Source organism: Pseudomonas sp. KH_046_2 (assembly GCF_057838985.1).
On the sequence record NZ_CM174480.1, the window covers coordinates 3222723 to 3248514 of the forward strand.

Genomic DNA, 25792 nt, shown 5'->3' on the forward strand with positions numbered 1-25792 from the left:
CTAGATACCCTTGAGCGGCATCGGCATAAATCTCGCTTTCCTCACCATTCAGCAGTTCGACTAAGCACAGTGCGGCTTCGCCGCCCCGAACACGGCCACGATCCGCGCCAGAGCGGTTTCAGTGCCGGCGCGCATGTCCATGGGCTCGGTGGCGAGCCAGATGGCGTCGATGCGGATCACTTGGCAAGCTCACGGACAAAACGAGCACACCCGTCAGGATCTGAGGATGGCCACTTCACAGTGAGTTTTTGCTGCCCGAAAGGAACCTCGATGTTGACCGACATCTGCTGATCGGGCCGGGTTGCGGGCGCAAGTTTCATCGGAACAAAAGCAGGCAACGCCGGCGCCTGATGATCAGATAAGCAGGTATCCACTTTCGAACCAGGTTGGCGTTAATGCCATGACGCAGGGCCACGCTGGCCATCGACACGCCAGGCTGCAGGCATTCTTGGACGATCTGGGCTTTAAAGGGTTTGGGATAAGAGGTTCTTTGGCGCATGGCAATCCTGATGATAGGGCGATAGTGTCCACGTATTTTTAAGTGGACAACATCGCCCTTATCGTTGGGATCGGGTAGGTGACTTTGCCAGACGCTTACGATAATCCTGCTGATTTTTGGGGATGATTGGACTACAAGAATAAAGGCCATCCGTATGGATGGCCTTTTCTTACTTTAAATCCGAGTTCAGGTCGCGAAAGCCTTCCTGCTTCATCGCGATATTCAGGGCGTCGCCTGAAAATATTTTTTGTACCATTTTTCCTGCGTATAGGGTGTATTAGGTAGACCTTGTGCGATGTAGCAAAGCTGGAATTTTTTCGCATCAAGGGCTTTGCTTTTTCCGACTAAAGTCCAAGTTCCACTTTGGGCGTTGGCATAAATTTCCATGTCCCATTTGTCATTCGATGCCTTGATGCCTGTTGGCGCTTCGTCTGAAAGAACCTCAAGATACTTCTTTACGTTGGTGTGGAAGCCGCACGCAGGTTCTTTCAGGAAGCCCTCTGAATCGCGCTCCGCTGCATAAGGGTCTGTATCCTCAGCAACAGCCCCTGACAACGCACTCAAGATCAGCAGGAAAGTGAAGAGCATGGGTCTCAAAAGATTTGTGGGGGTCATGCGTTTTCTCCCGTTTCCTGCTTCTGCCGAAAGTTACGGCACTGAAAAACTTACAGTGCGGCCACCTGAAAATACTTTTTGTACCAAGCTTCCTGCGCGTAGGGGGTATCTGACAGTCCTCTTGCAAGGCGACATAATTGAGAGGATCTTGCATTCGGATCTTTGCTTTTTCCCAGTAAAGTCCAACTGCCGTCTGCCGGGTCGGCATAAATCTACATATCCCATTTCTCGTTTGATGATTTAATGCCAGTGGGCGCTTCACCCAAGAATATCGATAGAGACTTTTTTACGCTGGTATGAAAACCGCAGCTGGGCTCTTTGAAAAAGCCTTCTGAATCACGCTCCGCTGCATCAGGGGCAGTATCCTCAACTGCGGCCCCTGATAGGGGGCTGAAGGTTAGCAGGGAACCGAAAACAACGATTATCAGAAGACTTATATAAGTCATGATCTTCACCGCTCGCAGCTAAGAAAGGGGCGTTGACAGTCTGCGCGGAGCGCCTTGTTTACTTATGCTCCGCATTCGGGTCGCGGAAACCTTCCAGCTTCACGGGGGCGCGCCCTGGAAGGCGGGCTACCAACTCTAGCGTTCCCCCCATGGCTTCGACGTACTCACGCAGCGTGGAGATCAGCATGTCGGTGCGTTTCTCCACTTTGGAGACGTTTCCTTGTTTTATATCGAGAAGATCGGCCATCGCCTCTTGCGTAAGGTTTAGCCCCTTGCGTAACTCCTGCAAGGTCATCTGCTCCTGGATGAGCTCTGCGCCGCGCTGCTCGATTTTCTGCCTGCGCGCGGTGGGAAGCCCTTTCATAACCTGGTCGAGTGACTTAGCCATTGCCTTACCCTTTCTTCAATGTGCCCAGGTGCCGGTCGAAGCGGGCATCCGCGCTCTTGATTAAAGCCTTGTAGAACTTCTTCTCGCTGCCGCCTGACTTATCGCCGCCAACCAGCAGTACGGCCTTCCTTTCGGGATCGAACGCGAAGGCCACGCGCCAGACCCCATCGTCAGCCTTGAAGCGCAGCTCCTTCATGTTGGCGTGTTTCGAGCCGTTGAGCGTATCCACGTGGGGTCGCCCCAACTCCGGGCCAAATCGCTCAAGCACCTTGAGCTGCGCCAGCAGTTCGTCCTGAACCGCCTCAGCCATGACCTCGAATTCCGGCTCAAATTCGTCACAAAATTCGATATGCCACGCCATTATTAAATATATCCTTAAGTGAATATTCCGTCAAGGGTATAATTTCAACCCCTGCCCGATCCTAGGCCGATTCCGAGGCCTTTGGAAGGGTTTGCGAACGTTATTCGGTGAGGTTTTTCAGGCGCTTGCACCAGGCGCTGTAGGCCTCTTTCTGTTCGGCCAGATAGTCGTACTGATCGTAAACCTGCCAGCTGCCCGGCAGCTTGTGGCCGAGCATGATTTCGGCGATATGCGGCTCTGTCAGGGTCGAAAAATTGGTGCGCGCAGTCTTGCGCAGGTCGTGAACCGGCGCTTGCTCAGGGCGTGTCCTGGAAGTATTTCTTGAACCAGACTTCCTGCGTATACGGATTGTCTGATAGCCCGCTTGCTAATGTGCAGAGTTTTTTAATGCTCGATGTCGTGGGTTCTTTGTTTTTTCCAACCAATGTCCAGTTACCACGGGTTGGATTCGCATAAAGTTCCATATCCCACTTGCTGTTGGATGCCGTGATGCCAGTCGGCTGCTCACCTAATAGAGTCGATAAGCCTTTCTTAATGCGGAAATCGTAATCGCAAATCGGTTTTTTAAAGAGGCCTTCCGCGCTTTGCTCGCGGGTGAGTATGTCGTAATCAGCAATGGCTGTGCCTGCGATGGTACTGCTGGCTAGTAGAGAGCCCAGAGCAGCTATTTTCAGAAGACTTACGCTAGTCATGATCTTCACCTCTCGCGGGAAGAAGAAAGGCACTAAACAATTACGATCCTTGCCCGATCCTAGGCCGATTCCAGAGCCTTGGGTAGGGTGGCTGAACCGCTTTCGACGAGACTTTCCAAGCGCTTTCACCAAGCGCTGTAGGCCTCTTTCTGCTCAGCCAGATAGTCGTATTGGTCGTAAACCTGCCAGCTGCCCGGCAGCTTGTGGCCGAGCATGATTTCGGCGATATGGGGTTCGGTCAGGGTCGAGAAATTGGTGCGCGCCGTCTTGCGCAGGTCGTGCACCGACCAGTGCTGCATTTCGTATTTCTGATGCCGCCGCAGCCACTGCATGATGTTGTAGGGCAGCTGCAAGGGAGCCCCCACGCCAAGGGTTACCGCTATAGGCTTTCAGCCAGATGTCTGAGATCGCCATGAGCTCTCCGGACTGCGTCATAATTTTCTTGAGGTTCCGATACGCCATTTTGCTGGTGGCTTAAATCAGACAACCCAGGCCTGCTGCGGCAGAGCGTTTCTATTGGGTACAAACTCTTAAAACAAGGCCATCCGTATGGATGGCCTTGTTTACTTGCAGTCCGCATTCAGATCGCGGAAGCCTTGCCGCCCCATGGTGAAACTCAGGGCGTCTGCTGAAAATACTTTTTGTACCATTTTTCTTGAGTGTAAGATGTGTCGTAACCGCTTTTCAATATGCAGCTTTCTTCATACTCGGATGCTGGGTTTTTGTTGCGCGACAGCAGAGACCATAAACCAGTGGCTTTGTTTTCATATATTTCCATGTCCCACTTATCGTTCGATGCCTTTTTTCCAGAGGGAAGTTCAGAATTCTCTACAAGCATATCCTTCATTGTGCTGAATTCATCACAGGAGGGCTCCATCCTGAATCCTTCGGTGTCATGTAAAAACGAGGGAGACTCTGCCCCAGCCATCCCTGAGTTCGCGCAGACAATGAGAAAAGTGTTTAGAAATATGACTTTCAGAGAGTTATTTGAGGCCATGAGCTATCTCCTGCGGGAAGATAGTAACCGTCCGGGCAACACACCTTCCTGATGCCATCGCTTAAGGCGATGGTGTCCACCTAATTTAAGTGGACACCATTTTTTAGCCTTTTTAAGCGGACGCCCATGCCACAAGAACGTCGTTCCTATTCCAAGTCCTTCAAGGCCCAAGTCATTGCCGAATGTGCGCAGCCTGACACCTCGATTGCCAATGTCGCTTTGACCCACAACCTCAACGCCAACCTAGTCCATAAATGGATTCGGGTGCATGTGCAGAAAACTCTGGCGCTGCAAACCGCCTTCATCCCGGTCAAGGCATCGCCAGCGCCAGCGGTGCATCAAGTCCTTCCTGCCTCGATCAGGATCGAAGTGCCTCATTCAAAAGGCGTAGTTGTTGTGAGTTGGCCGGCAGAAAATGCAGCGGCGTGTTCTGCTTTCCTGCGAGACCTGCTGCGATGATCCGCATCGACTCCATCTGGCTCGCCACCGAGCCCATGGACATGCGGGCCGGCACTGAAACCGCGCTGGCGCGAGTTGTCGCGGTGTTCGGTGCGGCGAAGCCGCACTGTGCCTATCTGTTCGCCAACCGCCGCGCCAATCGCATGAAAGTGCTGGTGCATGACGGCGTGGGGATTTGGCTTGCCGCCCGGCGTTTGAATCAAGGACGCTTCTTCTGGCCGGGTGTGCGACACGGCTCCGAAGTTGAGTTGGATGCCGAGCAACTTCAGGCTCTGGTGCTCGGTTTACCTTGGCAGCGCGTCGGTGCAGGCGGAATCATCTCGATGCTTTAACACCTGCAATGGCGCGCTTGCCAGCGCAATTGGCCCATCAGTCTGTCGCAGCCATGTGCCCTCTCTGGCAAAATCGGCGGCATGACTTCGCATCCGAATCTCGATCAATTAAACCCTGAAGAACTGCGTGCCTTGGCGGCGCAGTTGATCCAGCGCGTCGAGACGATGGACAAGCAAATCACTCATCACAAGTCGGTCAACGAGAAGCTGGCCCACGAGATCGCGCTGCTCAAACGCTTCAAGTTTGCCAAGCGCAGCGAGCAGCTAAGTCCGGATCAAGCCAGCTTGCTCGACGACTTGATCGACACCGATATCGCCGCCATCGAAGCTGAGCTTGAAGCACTGCAACCCGTGTCTGTCGAAGCCAAAATGCGCCAGCAGCCCAAGCGCGCTGCGCTGCCACCGCAGTTCCCTCGCACGCTAATCCATCACGAACCGGAAAACAGCCACTGCCAATGCGGCTGCGCCCTCAAGCGTATCGGCGAAGATGCCAGCGAAAAGCTCGACTACACACCGGGCGTCTTCACTGTCGAGCGCCATATCCGTGGAAAATGGGCCTGCGAGCAGTGCGAAACACTGATCCAGGCGCCGGTACCGGCGCACGTCATCGACAAAGGCATCCCGACGGCGGGCCTGCTGGCCCACGTCATGGTGGCCAAGTTTGCCGACCATCTGCCGCTGTATCGGCAGGAGAAAATCTTCGGCCGCGCCGGACTGCCGATTGCTCGCTCGACCTTGGCGCAATGGGTGGGCAACTGCGGCGTGCAATTACAGCCGCTGGTTGATGCGCTGCGCGAAGCCGTGCTGACGCACGGCGTCGTCCACGCCGACGAGACCCCTGTACAAATGCTGACGCCTGGCGCGAAGAAAACTCATCGCGCTTATATCTGGGCCTATGCCACCAGCCAGTTCTCCGATCTGGCTGCAGTCGTTTATGACTTCAGTCCGAGCCGTGCTGGCGAACATGCCCGAAACTTCCTTGGCCACTGGAACGGCAAGCTGGTCTGCGATGACTTTGCCGGTTATGTTGCGGCCTGAGTTATGTGATCCCGACCGGGCGAATAGGCAGTTTCTCTGTTGTCGATAGGTGATTGACGCAACATAAGTTGCAGCGCCTTGGTAGACCCTCATCACCTGGAGTGTCTGCCATGTTCGAGAATATCTATTCTTCAAACGCTGCCTGTAAACGCCATCGTGTGGGATCGCTGGCCGCTGAACGCGAGCGATATCTACAGCACTGTGCTGAGCAGGGCTGTACGCATGCCTCCCTTTACTTGAAGGCGTGCTGCTTGCTTTGGATCGCCGAACGGGTGCAGCCAAGCGACCTCAATGCAATCAATTCGTCACGGCTGCGCCAGATCATTCACGAAGGGCCATTGCCGGCCAATTCTCCTGCAACTGCTACGACGTTGATAAACACCGCAAGACCTTGGTTTAAGTTCCTGGGCTGGTGGCAAGAGCCAACGGCGGAGCCAATTCCATTCGAGGAGAATCTTGAGCTTTTCGTCTCGTGGATGCGGGATGAACGCGGGTTGACACCATGTACCATCAGTCAATGGCGCAGTCGAACGGCAACCTTTTTGCGCTGGTGCTTCAACACAGGCCGCAGATTTTCGACGCTTAGCCCCGAGGATATTGATGCCTACTTCATCACCTACGGTGCGCAACGGTGGTCGCGAATTTCGGCAGGGCACGTCGCAACAATGTTGCGGGTATTCCTGCGCTACGCGGCAACGCAGGGAGCATGCAGCAGTACATTGGCCGACTCGATCCGCGCCCCGCGACATTACGCCCTAGAGTCACTTCCCTATGCACTGAGCTGGGAGGATGTTCAGCGAGTACTCGCAACTACAAATTCAAGCTCTGAACGCGATGTGCGCGACCGAGCCATCCTGATGCTTCTCGCCGTCTACGGTTTACGCCGGGGAGAAGTTGCCGCACTCCGGTTGGATCAGATCGACTGGGCTGCTGGCCAATTGCATATTTGGCGATTGAAGCGCCGTCAGCCACAGGTTTATCCATTGGCGTTCACAGTGGCTGAGGCATTAGCGCAATACGTCGACACAGTGCGTCCGAAGGTACTGCACCCTGAGATATTCATCCGAACTCGGGCGCCGCGAGTCCCCATCTCCGCTGCTGGCCTATACAACATCGTCAGCGGCAGATTGCGTCTGCTCAACATACAAGTCGCACATTTGGGGCCGCACGCGCTGCGACATGCATGCGCGGCCAGGCTGCTCGCCAATGGGCTGAGCCTCAAGGAGATTGGCGACCACCTGGGCCACCGCAGCACGTCGGCGACAATGACGTACACCAAGGTTGATCTGGTCTCGTTACGTGAAGTCGGTGACTTCGACCTGGGAGACCTGCTATGAGAACCTTGGACGTAGTCAATGCCTACGTGGCTGTCCGTCGTGCCCAAGGCGTGGGCCTGAATAGCAGTGCCAGAGTACTACGTCAGTTTGCACGTGAGACTGGAAACCTGCCGCTGCCCGAAGTTACTCCAGAGGCAGTAGCCGCATTTCTGCATGGGCACGGTGAGCTAAGCGCTACGTGGAAGACGAAGCGAGGATTACTTGTTAGCTTTTATCGCTTCGCAATCGCACGTGGTCACACAACGATCTCGCCCCTGCCGGAACGACCACCACAGTTTCCACCGGCACAGACTCCCTATGTCTATGCCACCGCAGAAATACAGCACTTGTTAGATGCCACCGTCATACTGAGTACCTCGCTCAGTCGCCTTCAAGCTGCGACATACAGAACCCTCCTGCTGATCCTTTACGGTGCAGGGTTGCGCGTCGGAGAGGCGATCAGACTAAATCTCTGTGACGTCGACCTCGAGCAGCGAATCATCACCGTTCGTGACACGAAGTTCTATAAGACAAGACTGGTGCCGATTGGGCCCAGGCTGGCATCGAAACTGCGAGTCTATCTAGGACAACGTTGCGCGCTGGCACTTCCACTGGGCCAAGACTCTGCCCTGCTGTGCACTCGTACTGGCCATCGCCTGAACTACCAATACGTCATAACTGTGTTCCAACGTGTTCGTTTGGCGGCAGGTATTGCTCGCCCAACTGGCGAGCTACGGCCACCGCGCCTCCATGATCTGCGGCATACAGCCGCCGTTCATCGTGTACTGGGATGGTATCGCGCCGGTAAGGATGTACAGCGGCTATTGCCGCAATTGGCAACGTATTTGGGGCATGTCGACATAAGGTCGACCCAGCGCTATTTGCATATGACTCCCGAACTGTTGCACGAAGCGAGTCGCCGATTTGCCATTTATTCAGGCCAGGAGATTGATCATGATTGACCGCAATCGCCTCGGGGCATGGGTACGTCGCTTCTTGTTGGAGTATCTGGTCGCCGAGCGCAACCTATCCCACAACACCCAGATCAGTTACCGCGACACGCTGACGCTCCTGCTTCCATTTGTCAGTCGACGAGCCTCGGTGGCAATCGACCATTTAACGGTGCTCGACATATCGCCCGCCATCGTGCGCGCATTCCTTGAACACGTCGAACACGAGCGCGGTTGTGGCATCGTCACGCGCAACCAGCGGCTCTGCGCGATTCATTCATTAGGGCGTTTCATTGCTATGCGATCGCCAGAGCATTTGGCGTGGTGCACAGAGATCCGTTCTATCCCGTTCAAAAAAACTACCCAGGCAGTCATCCACTACCTCGACAAGCCAGAAGTGGAGGCTCTGCTCCGGGCACCTAATCGGGCTACGAGCCAGGGTGCACGGGACTATGCGATTTTGCTGTTCCTATACAACACCGGCGCCCGCGCTGACGAAGCTGCCTGCCTCAGCGTTGGTAATTTGCAACTTGGGACTTCACCCTCCGTGCGCATTCTGGGTAAGGGAAACAAATGGCGCGTCTGCCCCCTGTGGTCAGTAACAGCTACAGCGCTGCGGGCACTCATCGTCGAACGCAGAACAGAGGATCGCGTATTCATAGGTCGTGCCGGGAATCCCATGACTCGATTCGGCATCCATCGCGTTGTGTCGGTGTATGGACGAGCAGCCGGCAAGTGGGTTGATTCCATGCAAGGCAGGCGCATCAGCCCGCACACTATTCGACACACGACCGCCGTTCACCTGTTAAGAGCCGGGGTCGATATCAATACAATTCGGGCCTGGCTGGGGCATGTCTCCTTGGACACAACCCACATCTACGCGGAAGTCGATCTCGAAATGAAGGCCAAGGCGCTTGCATGTTTGGACGTCACAAATGTGCCTGAGGCTGTGCGCCTGCGACCGAGTTCAGCATCTCTCATGGCGTTCATGCGAGGGCTGTAACATGAATTTATGTGCCACTTTTTGCGCCGAACTCCCGATTGGGAGGCGGCGCCTCTTACCACCGCAACATAACTCAGACCGCAACATAACCGCAATTATGTGTTGCAACACATAATGGTGGCTACAAGGCAGGCTTTGAACTGGGCGTCACGGAGATCGGCTGCATGGCCCATGCCCGCCGCAAGTTCTTCGACTTGCACGCGACCAACAAAAGCCAGATCGCCGAAAAAGCGCTGCACTACATCGCGGCCTTGTACGAAGTTGAACGAGAAGTCCGCGATCTGGAACCGGGTGTCCGACAGCGAATACGGCAGGAAAAAGCAGGGCCGATCATCGATGCACTTCATACCTGGATGATCGCCCAGAGGCAGCTTGTGCCTGAGGGATCGGCCATCGCCAAGGCGTTGGATTACAGCCTCAAACGCTGGATAGCGCTAACGCGCTATCTCGATGACGGTGCTGTACCCATCGATAATAACTGGTGCGAGAATCAAATTCGGCCGTGGGCTCTTGGTCGCTCGAACTGGCTGTTCGCAGGCTCGTTACGCAGTGGTAAACGTGCCGCAGCGATCATGAGTTTGATCCAGTCGGCGCGGCTCAACGGGCATGATCCGTATGCTTATTTGAAGGATGTTCTTACACGCCTGCCGACGCAGCGGGCGAGTGAGATTACCGAGCTGTTGCCGCACAGGTGGGTGTCCGTTTAATCACGCAAGGTGTGTTGGGCGGACGCTTACGGAAGATATTGCTAAATCAACATTCCAAATAACGAATTAAAGAAGAATAATTTTAGCTCTAGCATATAACTTCGCAATAAAAGAGATCATAACAAGACTCCGCCCTTTGATTTCAGCGGCTATGCGGTCAGGCTTTCGAGACGCTGGCACCAAGCGCTGTAGGCCTCTTTCTGCTCGGCCAGATAGTCGTACTGATCGTAGACCTGCCAGCTGCCCGGCAGCTTGTGGCCGAGCATGATTTCGGCGATATGGGGCTCGGTCAGGGTCGAGAAATTCGTGCGCGCAGTCTTGCGCAAATCGTGAACCGACCAATGCTGCATTTCGTATTTCTCATGCCGCCGCAGCCACTGCATGATGTTGTAGGGCAACTGCAAGGGAGCCCCTATTCCCATCGGCTTGGCCGTTCCACTGTTCGTGAACAGGTGCTTGCCCTCGGAACTGAGCGCCATGGCCTGTTTGATAAGCGCTTCGATCTCCGGGGTGATCGGGCGCAGAAGCGGCTTGCCTGATGCCTTACCCAGCTTGTGGTTCTCGATAGGCACCGTCCAGATCTTCCTGGCAAAGTCGAAATGGCTTTTTTCGCTGAGGCGCAGCTCGCTGTTGCGGCATCCATAGATAAGACAAAGCTTCAGGAAAAGCTTGTTCTTGGTCGCCATGCGCGATTGCTCCATGGCTTTCCACACCAGCCTGATTTCCTCGTCGGAAAAGGAGCGCGACCCGGCGACCTTTTTGATCTGCAAGTCATCCCTGGCGTTGATTTCCGATAGCGGGTGCGCGGGGATCAGCTGGCGCTTCACACCCCATTTCAGCATCTGCTTGGCATTGACCAGGATGCGTTCGGCAATACCGGGCCGTGCTTTGGCCTGCCCTTCAAGAAGCGCCAGCCATTCGTGCAGGGTGACTTTCCCAGCCGGGAGCTTGCCGATTTTCGGGAACACATGAATTTCGAAGGAGCGCAGGATTTCGTGATGCCCCTTCTTGTTGCCTTTGCAGTACGCCGCGTACCACTGGCGGAACAGGGACTCTACGGAGTCGGCCTGGAGGATCGCCTGCTTCTCCAACTGCTTCACCACCCGAGGGTCATACCCCTGCTCCAGCTGGGCGCGCAGGCGCTGCGTTTCTACGCGCGCATCCTTGAGCGACATCAACGGATACGTGCCGAGATCAAGACGGCAGGGACGACCGTCATAGCGAAAGCGCAGCTGAAAGGTGATCTTGCCCTTGGGCGTCACGCGCACACTTAAGGCCTCGCGGTCGGCCTTCTGTTCGCGTGTGGCGTGGGGTTTGCCGCTATGGGCTTTCAGCCAGGTGTCTGAGATCGCCATGGGCTTCTCCGGACTGCGTACATAATTTTCTGGGGGTTCCGAAATGCTGTTTTGTGTACGCGGCCATGTACACAGATCGCGTGGCTCAGCTTGTCTTCGGATGTCTCAGATTGTCGCGACCTGGACTGATTTCATCAATGAAATCAGTAGATTATTTGTGAATATGGCGGGGGCTGTCTTAGCCTGACTCAGAGGGTAATGTCAGGGTGGGAAATGATTGGCAAAATTCGGCGGATGTATTTTCGCGACAAGCTGTCGCTGCATCAGATGGCCAAGCGTACCTGACTGTCGAGAAACACCATCCGAAAATGGGTCAGAGCGCCCGAAGCAACTCAGCCGGGGCACCAGCAGTGCGCAGCCTTCAACAAACTCCGTCCATTTCACGAGACACTGGAGCAGGTGCTCAAGGCCGATTCGTTAAGTGCTTTTTGCCCGAATGTCACCGCATGGGCAGTATTTAATTCTTCACGCCAGTGAACTGCGAGAAAACTGCTTCGAAGCATTACTCCGAGCCTATGACAGTAAGAACTGGCCAGTACCCTGAGGCTTCAGCGGATGGCTGCCATGGTCAAGTTGCCGTGCCTGTAACGATACCTCTTAAAAACCTAGGCTTACGGTGCATCTTGCGTGGCGGAAGAGCCACGAGTGATGGCATAGTGGAATCACTGATTTGCGCCCAGGAGTTTGGGAGGATCATCAGCGTTGTACCAATAAAAAATTGCTCGTGAATGTAGGGCTGCTCCTGATGATACTCCCGTGAGGTTCAGCTCACGAAAACTAGCGGGCGTTGAGTTGCCGCTGATATGAGCCGGGAATCGCGCTGAATGCGTGCCGGGCAATTGAGAAAAGAACATTACAGATAGGTGTCGTAATGCAGCGTAGCTCTGACAATCCCGCCACAACGTACATTCAACTGCTAAAAGAGGTCGCCACAGCGGCCAATGAGGCCATTAGTGTAGATGCTGCGCTGCTCTTGGTCTTGCAGAGCATTTGCCGGATCACCGGTTGGCCCGTGGGGCACGCACTCAAACTTCGGGAGGATAGCCTCCATTCGACTGGCATTTGGCATGTCGATGAACGCTTTTCGGACGGTGCCCTTGGAGCTTTCCGTCAAGCTACTGAAGAGCAATGTTTTGCCTCGGGGATAGGGCTGCCGGGGCGGGTCTTGGCTGAAGGTCGCCCTCTGGGAATGAGTGATGCGAGGACAGAAGTCACCTTTCTCCGTCGCACCTCTGCTATGCAAGCAGGCCTCGCCGCTGGATTTGCTTTGCCGGTGCATTCCGGTTACCGCATTACTGCGGTGCTGGAGTTTTATACTCCGACCCCGCAGCAGCTAACACCTGAACTGCTGGAGATCATGACGCAGGTCGGCGTCCAAGTGGGGCGAGTATTCGAGCGCGAAGCAGCACAATCCACGCTGCAAGCCAGTGAGCAGCGCAGTCGTCAGATCATCGACAGTGCCGGGTACGCCTTTATCGCCATCAACGCCGTAGGAGTTATTACCGCCTGGAACAAGGCGTCAGAAAAAATCTTTGGCTGGTCTTCGGCAGAGGTAGTAGGGCACGTGGTCTCTGACATCATAGCCCCTATCCACCACCGCAAAGCGCATCGACGAGGATTGGCGCGCCTAGTTAGTCATGGCAAGGCCTTGGCCAAGGGGCAGCGACTTGAGCTGCCAGCCATGCACCGGGGTGGGCGGGAATTTCCTATAGAAATTACTCTCTGGTCGTTCAAAGAGAATCATGAATGGAGCCTCTTTGCCTTCGCTCACGATATCACTGCACGAATCGAGGTTGAAGAAGACCTTGAGCACCGGGCTCTGCACGATTCGTTAACTGGTCTTCCTAATCGGACGTTGGTGCTGGATCGGCTGCGCCAATGCTTATCCCGAAGAGATGCGTCCAATACTGGCCTTGCTGTGTTGTTTATCGATCTGGATCATTTCAAACGAATTAACGACAGCTTTGGCCATGATGCAGGCGATCAAGTACTCATCACTGTGGCTCAACGGTTGCAGAGAACCATGCGACCTTCCGACACAGTCGCACGTCTGGCCGGCGATGAATTCGTGGTGGTTTGCCCTGACGTAACCACCTATCGCGATGCGGCTGTTATAGCCGAGCGTCTGCTGAAGGGGCTGGCACCGGTTATTCACTTAAAAGACGATGAGGTCTTCGTCGCGGCCAGTATCGGGATTGCGATGGCGGAGCCGGGTTATGATGCTGAAAAATTGATTGGCTCGGCTGATATTGCCATGTATGAAGCCAAAACAAGTGGGCGCGCCCGCTACCAATTGTTTGATGGGCAGATGCAGATGCAGGTCGCAACCCGACTGCGCATCGAGCGCGATCTGCACCGTGCCATCGCCAATGGCGAGTTCTGCCTATATTTCCAACCCGTTATTGCCGCCGCCAGTGGCGCAGTGGTTTCAGTCGAAGCGTTGTTGCGCTGGCAACACCCAGAAAGAGGGTTGCTGTCACCCGCAGAATTTATCCCAATTGCCGAAGAAACGGGCTTGATTATCCCCATAGGCACCTGGGTCATCGAGGAGACTTGTCGACTGGCTCAAACGTGGGGGATTCTGCGCGATACCTGTTTGCCACTTGGTGTCTCGGTCAACCTTTCGGCCAGGCAGCTGATTCAGTCCGATTTGATCGAGAAGGTCACGCGTATTTTTAGTCTCACTGCCTTCGATCCGACACGAATCGAGTTTGGCTTCGAAGTCACGGAAACAGCCGTGATGAGCGACCCTGCCGCCGCCGCCGAGACGTTGCAGGCGCTACGCGATCTCGGTGCCCGCATATCGATTGATGACTTCGGTACCGGTTATTCGTCGTTGGCGTATCTCAAGCGGTTTCCAGTTGATACGCTCAAGGTTGATCGCTCCTTTGTGATGAACATCGACAACGACCGAATCGATCAAGCGATCGTCCGCGCGGTCACGGACTTGGGTCATAGCATGGATCTAATGGTTGTCGCCGAAGGAGTAGAAACGGCGGAGCAAGCGCAAATATTGCGTCAGTTAGATGTCGACTTACTACAGGGATTCCTCTACGCCCGCCCACAACCCGTAGAACAATTGGAAGCCTTACTGTATAGGACTCGGCCGGTATACTGATCAACACCATTGGAATCCTTTCGTGAGGTGGACGGGCCAATGCCGAGCTCGGGTTAAAGCGCTCTTGTCTTTACGAGGTCTGTATATCGCTTCGCAAGCAGAGCCTGTAATTGGCGTTGGTCGTTTTTACCTTACGGTTTCTTCAATGATTCGATTCCCTTTCTGATGGACTCGGCGTTCAAGTCGAGCGTGGCAATGGCTCCAAGAGCCTTGATATCAGGCGGGGCAATGAAGCACTACTCTGCATAAAAAAGGGTCTTGCTTAAGACCCTTTTGTACTCAAACCAAGATCACTTGGTCAGCCAGGACTCGACAGTGTCGGAGCCGTACTCAGCTTTCCACTCTTTCAGAGTCCGGTGATTGCCACCTTTGGTTTCTACGACTTCGCCAGTGTGAGGATTTTTGTAGACCTTCACTTGGCGTGGCTTACGGCTACCTGCTTTGGACTCGACGGCTGGAGCGCGACGGCGAGCCTGAGGATCCAGCAAGTTGATCACCTTCGGCAGGCTGTAACCGTATTCGGCAAGCAATGCGCGTAGCTTCGTTTCAAATTCGATTTCTTTCTGAAGGCCCGCGTTTTCTTTGAGAGCTTCGAGAGCTTGGAGCTGCTCGGCCAGATGTTTTTCGAGCTGACGGAATTCTGCGAGTTTGGACATTGGAGCCTCCGAGGATTTATTGGATAATCAAGTCAAAATAAAATCTAGAGCGCCTTGTGAAGGCAACAGGAATTGGGTTCCTAATACTTTACCGTATAGCTGGAAAGACGGTTATACACATCTGCATAAATGTCAGCATCTGCCAGCGAAAAAAGTAGCATTTCAACTTCATGGATGTGGGTGGCATCACCCCAGAGCCTGCTCTACGATCTGGCTCTTGTTGGTCGTATGCAAATTGAAGAACTTGCGACGAGTGTGGGCCATGCAACCGATCTCGGTCACGCCCAGTCGCCGAAATCGCCGCAGACCAACTTGCCATCGCGCGCGTGCTCGCCGGCGCGGCCTTGGCCGGCGGTGTAAGGCGGTGCGCTTGGTTTTTCGCCGAATCTCGGATGATACCAGGGCCGGTTGCAGGGCCTCGAATTCGGCTTCGATGGCAACGATGTCGGTACCAAGCAGGTCATGGCGCAGGTTGGTTGCCAGCACTGTAGAAGCGCCCTTACGTTACTACCTGCCTCCTCCCGATCAGAACCGCATTGCCAATTTTCACTACCGGAGCCTCCGAAAATAACTGGCTGAGTCCGGCCAAAAGTAGTCAGTGAGTAGTGAAACCATACGCAGATAAAAGCCCAACCATTAAGCTTGGATATAAAACCTTCGGTTGATGGGCACGAATATCTATATACTTCTCCATTTTTTGGGCTGTAGATGATGACTTGATGCCTACAATGACTGAACGGAATGATAGAAAGATCAAGGTTCGCCATGCGATTTATTTTGTCGTTGCCGTATGCCTGTCGTTGGTAGCGGTTGCCATTTTTGGCAGTTGGAATTCAAGACAACATCAATTGCATGATAAAGAAATAGCGATGTCGAACCTTGCTCAAACGTTATCCTCCCAAGCTGAGGCTACGATTAAGCAGGCTGACACCGTTCTTTTGGGATTGGTAGAAAGGCTCGAAACGGATGGCATGAATCGCTCCCAGCTGGAGAGAATGGAGCGACTACTTAAAGTTCAGAATAACGAACTGCCTCAGCTACACGGGTTTTTTATCTACGACGACAAGGGTCGCTGGATTGTAAATTCGCGCGGGGTATTACCACCTAACGCCAATAACTCCGATCGTGAGTATTTCATCTTCCACCGTGACCATCCTGAGCGTGGGCCTCATATGGGGCCTTCGATACGCAGCCGTTCTACGGGGGATTGGGTCATCACTGTCTCGCGCCGGTTCAATCACCCTGATGGAAGTTTCGCCGGAGTGGTAACAGCCACCCTCTATCTCAAACATTTTCTAAAGCTATACAATAGTATCGAAGTAGGCCGTAACGGAGTTATTACGTTGATATCGGCAGACGCCAAGATCTTGGTGCGCCGCCCTTTCAGGGAAGCTGATATCGGCAGTAGCCTCATCAACGCTCCGTTATTTACTCAACTGTTGCCTAATGCTCCTTTTGGCACAGCTGCCGTGCGATCGCATGTGGACGGCGTAGAGCGCATTGTGGGCTATCGTCGAGTAGATGGATACCCACTGGTTATTTTTGCCGCATACGAAAAGGACGAAGTTCTTTCCAGCTGGCGTAATGAGTCGCTACCCAGTGCAGCGTTGGTCTCATTGCTATTAGTGATTTTGGGCACAATCGGCTTTCGGCTTGTTAAACTCATGAAACACCAGATGCATGTGCAAGGTGAGTTGTATATTACTCAAAACCGGCTTATAAAGGCGAACCGAGCCCTGGAGCTGATGGCACTAGAGGATGCGCTCACAGGTCTTGCTAATCGACGCGAGTTCGACAAATTTATAAAGGCCGAAGCGGCCCGAGCAAGACGCCATAACAATGCCTTTTCCTTGCTCATGATCGATGTGGATTACTTTAAGAACTACAACGATCATTACGGTCACCCCCGAGGCGACGAATGCCTAAGAACACTCAGCGCAATAATCCAAAAAAACATTGTGCGATCTAACGACCTAGCAGCCCGCTATGGTGGTGAAGAGTTTGCCGTGGTGCTTCCAGACACCGACTCTGAAGGTGCTTTTCTTGTAGCTGAAAAAATACGGCGGGCAGTACTGCAAGCTGAAATTCAGCATTGTGACAGTCCTGAAGGTATCATTACCGTAAGCATTGGCGTTAGTACGTGCATATCTACACGCGAGGATTCTCCCGATGTATTGATAGAGTCTGCGGATAAAGCACTCTATGCCGCCAAGGCCAGCGGAAAAAATATGAGCATTGTTGTCAACTCGCTATCGCAGGTTGAGTTGCATTTGGCTTAGCGGAGACTTTTAACCGCCCGCCATGGGTCGGTAGTGTGACTTTGTTGCACCCCGATTTCGCTCAATGTAATCGAGGCTGAGGCCCGCCGAGTACTTGACGCTAATACTCGCCAACAGCAGCGAACAGCGCTTTTTCTTCAAGACACAGCTTTTCGACTTCTCGTGCAGGCTGCGTTTCTTGCGCCTTGTGGTATCGAGGTAGTGCCTGCTTTGCACGCTCCATTAGCCGTTCGCCTGCCTTAACCTTTTCGCCCAAACTTTAGCCGTCACCGACATTCTTATCCTTGCTCATCGTATCCACCACTTTGATCGTAGGTTTGCTCCGTAATACCAAGGGCCATCATTCGCATCCATTGATTGGCATCAGCCCCAAGTGCCCTAGCCCGAATCACCGCTTCCTGATCCTCACAAGCCCCCTCCTCCATTAGACTAATGCCCTCCCATGATCTAGACAGCTGTGCGAATGATCATCTCGTGCTGAGGAGATGTCTCGGATCCCTTCATTCGTCATATCCAAGAGACCGATCACGATGTGGCTGGAGAGATCGCGACAATGCCTCTCAGTACGTGTGGACAGGAAGAAAGTTAAAATGCTGTTTGCCCCCCCTCGAACGAATCCTGTGTCTGGATCGTCTCCACCTACGAGGTTTGAGTGGTGCATAAGAGGAGTTTCTACTGGCTGCCGTTGCCCAGAATTTATTTCAACAGCCATCGTTAACCATATTAAAATTGTGGCAATAGCACTGATGATGGCACAATGGTCATATTGCATACTTTTTGTAGGAATTGACCTTGCGCACAACACATCCGATTACGACTGTTGAGCAAATTTTTCCCGCTCAGCAGCGCTTAATCTCAGCTACTGATGCCAGCGGTAACATCACCTACTGCAATGATGAGTTCACGAAAATAAGCGGCTACTCCCGTGAGGAGTTGGTCGGTAGCCCACACAATTTGGTTCGCCATCCCGACATGCCACCTGCTGTTTTTGGGATGATGTGGAGCTACCTGAAGGCCGGTAAAAGCTGGATGGGAATCGTAAAAAACCGCTGCAAAAATGGCGACTATTACTGGGTCAATGCGTACGTCACTCCCATTCTCGAAAATGGCCATCTGGTAGGCTACGAGTCCGTGAGGGTCAAGCCGACTCGCGAACAGATTGAGCGTGCACAAACACTGTATGAGCGGTTGCGGGCTGGCAAACAAGCCGTTCCGAAAAGGCGCCACTGTGCCGCTTTTATTGGCAGGCTGGCCTTGCCCGCAATTGCGGCGCTGATCGCTATCGGTGTGGTTAACACGCTGCCGAACCTGCCGGCCCAAACAATAATCGCCATGCTCTTCCTAGCCATGGGATGGTGGTCATATACGCGAGAGGGAAATCAACTCAATCGAATTATTAAAGGTGCTCCAGATGCTTTCAGTGACTCGATTAGTGCCCTTACTTACAGCGACATATACGGTCGCTCGGCGCAGCTGGAAATGATATTGATCAGTGAGGATGCGCGCCTTAAAACCGCCCTCACCCGGCTCAGCGATCTGGCTAGCCAAGTGGCTGAAGCTGCCGCAGATTCCTCCTTGCTCTCTAACCAAACTGAACATGCGTTGCTGGAGCAGCGGGCCGAAACGGACATGACCGCAGCCGCCATGACCGAAATGGCGGCTTCTATCAGTGAGGTGGCGGGGCATGTTCAACAAACCGCCACCGAGGCGCAAACAGCGAATGAACTGGCCGAACAAGGCGACAAAGTAGCCCACACCACTAGAGAGGCAATTCAGCTTCTGGCGAGTACGGTAACAAACATCAGCACTGCGGTGGATAACCTCGCCAATGAAACGCAGCAAATCATGACCGCTGCCGGGGTAATCCAATCTATTGCTGATCAAACCAACTTGTTGGCCCTCAATGCGGCAATTGAAGCAGCCAGGGCTGGTGAACAGGGCCGAAGTTTTGCTGTGGTCGCTGATGAAGTTCGCGCCTTGGCCAGTAAAACCCGCGTGTCGACCCAACAAATTCAGAGTGTCATTGAAACCCTGAAAAAGGGTGCTGATGAGGCTGTGAGCATTGCCAAGCTTGGTATCCGCGAGGCAGATCACGGCGTACAACAAGTTATAGAGGCGCAGGGAGCCCTTCATGGCATTCGCGAGGCGGTTGAACGCATCAGTGGTATGAGCCAACAAATGGCAGCCGCCTCGGAAGAACAGGCTCATGTCGCTGAAGATATTGCTCGGCAGATCAACAACGTCGCTGGGACGGTTGATAGAACAGCTAAAAATGCTAACGCAGCAGTAGCTCGTGGCAGTGAGCTTGAGGCTACATCTCGTGGTCTACGGGCTCTGGTTGAACGGTTCAACAGGTAGCTATCCCTAAGGAGGGCTCGCCTTGATTATCAACCTAATTAATGGAGCTGCATTGCTTTTGGCTTTGTGCTGGCTGCACGCGTTCATCACGCGCCGCTGGGACGAGCACAACACAGTCATACAGATGCTGTCAGGCCTGTTGTTTGGCGCTACTTGCGTGATTGGCATGCTAAACCCAATCTCGCCAGAGCCCGGAATATTCTTCGATGGTCGCAGCGTAGTTCTAAGCATGGCCGCGCTATTTAATGGGCCATTCGTAGCCGGTGTAGCAGGTGTAATCGCAGGCATTTACCGGATATGGATGGGCGGCAGCGGTATGGTGTTTGGCCTGGCTGAGATCGGCCTATCCATACTGCTTGGCCTGTCTTACCGGCACTTTTGCTTAAGCGGCAAGTTCAGCATCGGCCCTTGGCAGCTTTGGTTTTTAGGCCTATTAATGCAGGCCTTGGATATGTTGTTGTTGCCTGCCGCACAAGCGGCATCCAGTCTGGAACAGACAGCTGTCCCCCTACTGCTGGTCATGCCATTTGCGACGGTTGTACTTGGTTTGATGCTCAAAGAGATCGAGCAGCGCAAACAAACAGAGCTCGCGCTGCAACTTAGAGAGTCGCGCCTACGCGCAATCACCGAGGCAATCCCTGACACCCTATTAGTGCTAGATGAAGATGGACTCTATCTTGAGGTGACCCCTTCCAAGAAAGAGGCGCACAGTGGTGCCCTGACTGCACGTATTGGCCAAAGCGTGCACGATGTATTACCTCAACACGAAGCCGAGCGTTTCATGGAGTTCATACGGCAGACCCTGGCCAGCAATCATCCGCAGCTCATTGAATACACTCGGCAAAATGTAGACGGAATTAAGGTGCTTGAGGGGCATGCCCAGCGCCTTGATATTCAACTCAATGGCAAGCAGGCAGTAGTGGTGCTCGCCCGCGATATAACCCAGCGGGTCGATGACGAACATGAATTGCGGATCGCCGCAGCCGCTTTCGAAACTCAGCAGGGCATGATTATCACCGACGAGTTCAACCGCATCCTGCGAGTGAATCAGGCCTTCAGCACAATCACCGGATATAGTCGCGAGGAAGCTATTGGGCAGCGAACCAGCCTGCTCAGCTCTGGACGTCAGAACTTGGCGTTTTATCAGAGCATGTGGCAACAGCTCAGGGCGGTAGATCGCTGGCAAGGCGAAATCTGGAATCGGCGTAAAAACGGAGAAATTTTCCCCGAATGGCTGTCAATCAGCGCGGTGCGAAATACCCAGGGTCAAGTTATCAATTACGTTGCATCAATTGACGATACATCCGAGCGTAAGGCGGCCGAGGAGCGTATCCAGCGCCTTGCCTTTTTTGATGGCCTGACCGACCTACCCAATCGGAGCCTTCTCCTCGATCGCTTGCAGCACGCGTTGGATGGTTGTGTGCGTAATGGCGAGTGTGCAGCACTGATGTTTCTCGACCTAGATGGGTTTAAGAACATCAACGATCTGCATGGGCATCATATTGGTGACAAGGTTTTGTGCCTAGCCGCTGCACGGCTCAACGGCGCAGTACGGGTGAGTGACACAGTGGCACGCCTTGGCGGCGATGAGTTCGTAGTACTGCTTGAGCATCTCAACAAGCAACCAGAACAGGCTGCCATGCAGGTCGAGCACGTAACCACATTACTGCTAACGACACTGGCCGCACCTTACCAAATTGACGGACTAGAACTGCGCAGCAGTGCAAGTATCGGCGTAACACTGTTCAACGACGGGTCTTGCTCAATAGATGAACTCATGCAACGCGCTGACCTGTCGATGTACGAGGCAAAAGCTGCGGGCAAGCATACGGTGCGGTTCTTCGATCCGCGCATGCAGGAGGCTGTTAGCGAGCGCCTAAATCTGGAACAGGACATCCGGCGGGGACTACTGTCCGAAGAGTTCATCCCCTACCTGCAACCGCAGCTAGATGACACAGGTCGTCTGGTTGGCGCTGAAGTATTGGCACGCTGGCAACACCCTAAACGCGGCCTGCTTAGTCCAGCTGCCTTTGTTGAGGTGGCTGAGCACGCCGGCTTGATTGAGACGCTGGATTTGCAAATGCTGCAGAAGGCTTGCCATCAGCTAGCGTTGTGGCGCCGTCAGTCGGCCACCGCATCGCTCAGTTTGTCCGTCAACCTAAGTGCACGGCTCCTCTATCAGACAAACTTTGTCGAGCGAGTGCTTCAGATTTTGGAGCAAAGTGGCGCAGATCCGCACAGACTGAAACTTGAGCTTACCGAAACGCTACTCCTTGACGACTTGCCAGGTGCCGTTACTCGGATATGTGAACTCAAGGTCTATGGAATTCGTTTCTCAATCGACGACTTTGGTACTGGTTACTCGTCGCTGGCCTACTTGCAGCAACTATCGCTAGATCAATTGAAGATCGACCAGTCTTTTGTTCGCGAGCTGCCGGGTGATTCAAACAGTCTTGCAATTGTCCGAGCCATCTGTGCCTTGGCCAGTAGTCTGCAGCTTGAGGTTATTGCCGAAGGGGTGGAGAGTCATGAGCAGTACGTTGCTCTGCAGGAGCTCGGCTGCCGGAGCTTCCAGGGCTACTTGTTTGGCCGGCCAATGCCACTGATCGAGTTCGAGCGCCTACTACCGACGACTACTGTAAAAGTCGAGAGTGAGGGCTCTATGTTGTTAGCCACGCCAAGTGCAATCGGCGAAACCGAGCACATCGTCAACACACCTAATACAAATGGGTGTCAGAACATGTTCGCAGATTAAGACTGCCTCTATTGCTCCCCCCTGCCCGAGCGGTGAGCGATGCGTCATTTGCTCTGGCAAAGCCCCTTGCTCGCCCCGGCCCTCCCCTCTTAATCGAAGCCCATTTCTTTGGCGAGCGATCAATGTTCTATAGGATTGGTCGAATTACCGATGCACTTGATTACGCCCACTACGCTTGGCCTGATAAAGGGCATCATCGGCACGAGTCAGAATCGTTTCCAGGTTGTCGCCAGCTTCGAAGAGTGCGATACCGAAGGACGCCGTAATCGTGTCGAGCATCTTGTCACTGCTACGAACCCTTATCCGCAACGACTGGATTTTCACACGCAGTTGCTCAGCGAACGCATGGACACTTTCGAGATCGGCGCAACCCTTCAAGATCACGCAAAATTCTTCGCCGCCATAGCGGGCCGCCGTGGCGTGCGGTGGTAGCAAGTTACGCAGCACCTGACCAACGTGTTGCAGCACGCGATCACCTAACGGGTGACCGTACTGGTCATTAAATAGCTTGAAGTGATCGATATCCAACATGACCAGCGCCACACCATCGGGGGCATTGTTTAGTGCTTCCTCCAGCAAGCGATTGAACGTGGCACGGTTGAATACTTGGGTCAGGCCATCCAGCATTGCTGCCTGGCTGGCCTCCTCCAGTTTGTCACGCAAGGTTTTAATCTCATTTTGAGCGGCGCGCAGCTGGTAGAGAAAAAGTGCTTGCTGATCCTGCATCAGCTGAGCGCTCTGCTGCAGCTCTTTGAGGATAGTCGGGAGACTATTGTCGTCCGGCGCCTCAAGCATTTCCATGCAGTGTCCAAGGCTGACCTGAAAATTGAGATTGCCTTTCACGCTACGCGAAACGTCGCGTTCCATACCATCTACCAATTTGATGGCTTGCTGCTGTCCGATGCGGGCGTCCTCCAGCTCATCACGGATGATGTACTCGCGAAAAAGCTTTGCAGCGGACTCCGGAGGAAAACAGTCGAAGTCTTTGACTAGCCTGTCCAGATGGCGATTGAGTTCCGGCTCTTGGCCTTTGCTGTAGGTGTACCAGAGGGCGTACTGCACAGGGTTGGCTGGAATGTTGTGACGCACCATCAGCGGTACAGCTTGCTTCAGCAGCGTCGCTGCTTCGAGGGTGTCCTCTGGGTACAGCGCCAAGGCAGTCGCACGCATCTCTGATGGGTTCATATCGTCACTGTCGTTATCGATTATTGTTGGCGAATGTACAACAAGAGACGTATGGCCACACCACATAGCAATTAGCCATCATCACGACAGCTCCCCCGCACATGAACTTGTCGTAGAGCTAGTTTAACCACAGCCAGATATGCGACCGGTTGAATCCACAGTCGAATGCGGCTGCTCGGAGTCAGCACTCAAACGCAGGTTTGAACCCGTATTGCGTTTTGCTGACGACGCTGACGACGACTCTGCTTATTGGCATACATAGAAGCATCGGCACAAGCAAGTAGCTCACCCAGAGGCTTAAGCTCCTTTGGCGAACACCCAACAGCGCCGATGCTTAACCCAATGGGATAACGACAGCGTTCACTACCATTGAACTCATCGACCAGTGCTTGCACACGAGCAGAGAGGGCATCCGACGGCTCCCCCGCGTCGACAGCCAGAACAACGAACTCATCACCGCCGATCCGAGCCACAACATCGCTTTGCCTAAACGCGGCTGTGAGCACCTGCGCAGCAGCGATGATCGCCAAGTCGCCCGCCTCATGGCCGTGAACATCATTAAGTTTTTTCAGACCGTCGAGATCAATAAAAAACAGCAAGCAGAATTGATCATTACGACGAGCTGAGCGCATTAGCTGGTCAGCCAAAAGAAAAAAACTGCGGCGATTGTGCAAGCCAGTCAGTTCATCCGTCAGCGACAGTCGGCGCACCTCATCTTCGACCTTTTGTCGCTGCGATATTTCCCCCATCAGCGTCCTGTTCGCCGTTTCTAGTTCACTGGTTCGCTCAACCACCCGCAATTCAAGTGCCGCATTCAGGGCTGCCAGTTCCGCCTCGGCATTCCCTCTCGACCTATCGATCTGCTGGAGATGCCTCGCAGTTCTCAGTATTACCGCAACAAGCGTGGCGATGCTCAAAGTCGCCATCCACGCCAAGCTGAACCGATCGTCGTAGTAGCCCAGCTTTTCTCCGGCTAGTAGGGCGCCTCCGATGCTGAGAATTACCACTGGGATACTAGCCAGTAAGCTTCTCGCTACCTCGCCACCCGCTGTATCGCTTGTCAGCAACTCGACGAATTCCGAGCGCTGTTGGATAGCCAGCAGTCCGGTATTGAACAGGATCAGCGCAATAGCCGTATGGATGGCCATAGAGCTATACAGGCCGACCGAGTAGAGAGCGCTGACGTCGAACAAATAACCAGCAAGAGCTATCAGGCTTATAAATAGTGTTGACGTTGCAAAATATTGCGGTAGTGACGGCCTGCCCCCAAGCAGCAGGCCAAAGCCAGAAAGCAGAAGGCACAGGGCCGTAGCGGGAGCCATTCGCCCTGGAAAAGTAACGGGTTGGCTGCGTTGAAGCTCGAAAGGAAGTAGCAAATCAAGCGCTAGATCAACCGACAGGACATATTCAATGAGGGTCAACCCACCAACCAGTATCGCCAATACTGCGCAAAACCGCCTGATCAAGCTTCCGGCCAGAGACGCTCTGAACGTAGCGCACCACAGTCCCACTCCGAGGACAGTGAACGTACTGGCGGTATTGACCATCATCGCAGTCCAGCCAGGAAGCACTGTCCTTAGCATGGGCACATCAAGCAGCCAGCCCGCCAGCACACATATACCGACTACCGTCACAGTGAAGGCGGCCAATCGGGCATAGATTATGAACTGACGCAGCCTTTTTACCTGGCTGACTTCGTACTCTAGCCTCATCGTCGTCTCCGTTAATGCATCACAAAACGCCATCATTATGATGGCACGCATTGAGTCCCGCCAATGAAATTCGGCCTCTGCACTGCGCCAGGAGCACGCTGGCAACAATTTCGATCTGTCTATCTGTGAGATGGACAGTAAGCTTCACGATGGATACGGTCGCGGTAGGAATGGTAGTTACCTGCCATGGGCACACTTTGTCGAGCGAGTAGTAAGCATTTCGGTCAGTCAGATCGAAATTCTTCCGTTCTTCTCCTGTGGAACTAATCCAATGGGTTTAGCGATGGTCGATCCAGTCCATCATGGTGTACGAGCACTGACGGTTAAGAAAGCGCGCTACGTCAAAGTCCGCAATCTATACAGAGTCGATGGCTAGGCAGCGGACAATGAATCTATCGTCTTTTCTCACCTAAAGACTGTCTCCCGCCCTATCAGGAGCGGGTGTGCTTCATAGGCAATGGAGTCTCGACCACAAAACTCGATCTTAGGTTCGCGAACAGAGCGCATGTCAATGAAGAGTAGAAAACTAATCGCGCTCACTACGCCGTTTCACGCGCTGTCTGAGCAACCG

General features: G+C 53.8%; 20 protein-coding genes and 5 pseudogenes. 13 read left to right on the forward strand and 12 right to left on the reverse strand.

Annotation, left to right across the window (positions count from 1 at the left end):
* Positions 1-316: 316 nt before the first annotated feature.
* The 7 genes from AC3IX1_RS14455 to AC3IX1_RS14485 form a co-directional block, all read right to left on the reverse strand.
* A complete protein-coding gene (locus tag AC3IX1_RS14455; RefSeq protein WP_489384658.1) occupies positions 317-649 on the reverse strand; it encodes a transposase in 333 nt (110 codons plus the stop codon).
* A 72-nt stretch (positions 650-721) separates the two neighbouring features.
* Positions 722-1114: a hypothetical protein gene (locus AC3IX1_RS14460; RefSeq protein WP_489384659.1), complete on the reverse strand. Its 393-nt coding sequence runs from the start codon at positions 1112-1114 to the stop codon at positions 722-724.
* A 504-nt stretch (positions 1115-1618) separates the two neighbouring features.
* The gene (locus AC3IX1_RS14465) at positions 1619-1948 is read right to left on the reverse strand and encodes an XRE family transcriptional regulator (RefSeq protein WP_489384660.1); all 330 of its coding nucleotides are present in this window, start codon (positions 1946-1948) and stop codon (positions 1619-1621) included.
* 4 nt (positions 1949-1952) lie between these two features.
* Entirely contained in the window at positions 1953-2309 is a 357-nt protein-coding gene (locus AC3IX1_RS14470) for a type II toxin-antitoxin system RelE/ParE family toxin (RefSeq protein WP_489384661.1), read from the reverse strand.
* A gap of 296 nt (positions 2310-2605) precedes the next feature.
* The gene (locus tag AC3IX1_RS14475; RefSeq protein WP_489384662.1) at positions 2606-3001 is read right to left on the reverse strand and encodes a hypothetical protein; all 396 of its coding nucleotides are present in this window, start codon (positions 2999-3001) and stop codon (positions 2606-2608) included.
* A gap of 125 nt (positions 3002-3126) precedes the next feature.
* The gene (locus AC3IX1_RS14480; protein ID WP_489384663.1) at positions 3127-3354 is read right to left on the reverse strand and encodes a site-specific integrase; all 228 of its coding nucleotides are present in this window, start codon (positions 3352-3354) and stop codon (positions 3127-3129) included.
* 263 nt (positions 3355-3617) lie between these two features.
* Positions 3618-3998 carry a hypothetical protein gene (locus AC3IX1_RS14485; protein WP_489384664.1) on the reverse strand — a complete coding sequence of 127 codons (381 nt, stop codon included), beginning with the start codon at positions 3996-3998 and terminating at the stop codon, positions 3618-3620.
* 126 nt (positions 3999-4124) lie between these two features.
* Here AC3IX1_RS14485 and tnpA point away from each other — a divergent pair, with 126 nt between their 5' ends.
* The 7 genes and pseudogenes from tnpA to tnpC (AC3IX1_RS14520) form a co-directional block, all read left to right on the forward strand.
* Complete coding sequence (gene tnpA / locus AC3IX1_RS14490) at positions 4125-4457, forward strand: IS66-like element accessory protein TnpA (protein WP_489384665.1); 333 nt, start codon at positions 4125-4127, stop codon at positions 4455-4457.
* Complete coding sequence (tnpB, locus tag AC3IX1_RS14495) at positions 4454-4789, forward strand: IS66 family insertion sequence element accessory protein TnpB (protein ID WP_150787408.1); 336 nt, start codon at positions 4454-4456, stop codon at positions 4787-4789. The genes tnpA and tnpB overlap by 4 nt, the downstream gene beginning before the upstream one ends.
* A gap of 81 nt (positions 4790-4870) precedes the next feature.
* A pseudogene (gene tnpC / locus AC3IX1_RS14500) lies at positions 4871-5824 on the forward strand (IS66 family transposase); the annotation flags it as partial.
* Between the two features lie 113 nt (positions 5825-5937).
* Positions 5938-7164, forward strand: a complete 1227-nt coding sequence (locus AC3IX1_RS14505) for a tyrosine-type recombinase/integrase (RefSeq protein ID WP_489384666.1) — start codon at positions 5938-5940, stop codon at positions 7162-7164.
* Complete coding sequence (locus AC3IX1_RS14510) at positions 7161-8105, forward strand: tyrosine-type recombinase/integrase (RefSeq protein ID WP_489384667.1); 945 nt, start codon at positions 7161-7163, stop codon at positions 8103-8105. The genes AC3IX1_RS14505 and AC3IX1_RS14510 overlap by 4 nt, the downstream gene beginning before the upstream one ends.
* Entirely contained in the window at positions 8098-9096 is a 999-nt protein-coding gene (locus AC3IX1_RS14515) for a tyrosine-type recombinase/integrase (RefSeq protein WP_489384668.1), read from the forward strand. Before AC3IX1_RS14510 ends, AC3IX1_RS14515 begins: the two co-directional genes overlap by 8 nt.
* A gap of 119 nt (positions 9097-9215) precedes the next feature.
* Positions 9216-9803, forward strand: a pseudogene (gene tnpC / locus AC3IX1_RS14520) (IS66 family transposase); the annotation flags it as partial.
* Positions 9804-9952: 149 nt separating this feature from the next.
* Here the strand turns inward: tnpC (AC3IX1_RS14520) and AC3IX1_RS14525 are convergent.
* Complete coding sequence (locus tag AC3IX1_RS14525; RefSeq protein ID WP_489384669.1) at positions 9953-11158, reverse strand: tyrosine-type recombinase/integrase; 1206 nt, start codon at positions 11156-11158, stop codon at positions 9953-9955.
* 198 nt (positions 11159-11356) lie between these two features.
* Here AC3IX1_RS14525 and AC3IX1_RS14530 point away from each other — a divergent pair.
* Positions 11357-11575 (forward strand): annotated as a pseudogene (locus AC3IX1_RS14530) (IS21 family transposase); the annotation flags it as partial.
* A 454-nt stretch (positions 11576-12029) separates the two neighbouring features.
* Positions 12030-14276: a putative bifunctional diguanylate cyclase/phosphodiesterase gene (locus tag AC3IX1_RS14535; protein ID WP_489384670.1), complete on the forward strand. Its 2247-nt coding sequence runs from the start codon at positions 12030-12032 to the stop codon at positions 14274-14276.
* A 290-nt stretch (positions 14277-14566) separates the two neighbouring features.
* Here AC3IX1_RS14535 and AC3IX1_RS14540 read toward each other — a convergent pair whose 3' ends face one another.
* Positions 14567-14932, reverse strand: coding sequence for a histone-like nucleoid-structuring protein, MvaT/MvaU family (locus tag AC3IX1_RS14540; RefSeq protein ID WP_489384671.1), 366 nt, complete (start codon positions 14930-14932; stop codon positions 14567-14569).
* Between the two features lie 192 nt (positions 14933-15124).
* Positions 15125-15303: pseudogene (locus AC3IX1_RS14545) on the reverse strand (IS66 family transposase); the annotation flags it as partial.
* 348 nt (positions 15304-15651) lie between these two features.
* Here AC3IX1_RS14545 and AC3IX1_RS14550 point away from each other — a divergent pair.
* From AC3IX1_RS14550 to AC3IX1_RS14565, 4 genes and pseudogenes are all read left to right on the forward strand, one after another.
* Positions 15652-17211 carry a sensor domain-containing diguanylate cyclase gene (locus AC3IX1_RS14550; RefSeq protein WP_489384672.1) on the forward strand — a complete coding sequence of 520 codons (1560 nt, stop codon included), beginning with the start codon at positions 15652-15654 and terminating at the stop codon, positions 17209-17211.
* A gap of 792 nt (positions 17212-18003) precedes the next feature.
* Positions 18004-18333, forward strand: a pseudogene (locus AC3IX1_RS14555) (PAS domain-containing protein); the annotation flags it as partial.
* A 165-nt stretch (positions 18334-18498) separates the two neighbouring features.
* A complete protein-coding gene (locus AC3IX1_RS14560) occupies positions 18499-19569 on the forward strand; it encodes a methyl-accepting chemotaxis protein (protein WP_489388747.1) in 1071 nt (356 codons plus the stop codon).
* A gap of 22 nt (positions 19570-19591) precedes the next feature.
* A complete protein-coding gene (locus AC3IX1_RS14565; protein WP_489384673.1) occupies positions 19592-22324 on the forward strand; it encodes an EAL domain-containing protein in 2733 nt (910 codons plus the stop codon).
* A 144-nt stretch (positions 22325-22468) separates the two neighbouring features.
* Here the strand turns inward: AC3IX1_RS14565 and AC3IX1_RS14570 are convergent, their stop codons facing one another.
* The gene (locus AC3IX1_RS14570) at positions 22469-23509 is read right to left on the reverse strand and encodes a GGDEF domain-containing protein (protein ID WP_489384674.1); all 1041 of its coding nucleotides are present in this window, start codon (positions 23507-23509) and stop codon (positions 22469-22471) included.
* Between the two features lie 188 nt (positions 23510-23697).
* Positions 23698-25272, reverse strand: coding sequence for a diguanylate cyclase domain-containing protein (locus tag AC3IX1_RS14575; RefSeq protein ID WP_489384675.1), 1575 nt, complete (start codon positions 25270-25272; stop codon positions 23698-23700).
* Positions 25273-25792 lie beyond the last annotated feature (520 nt).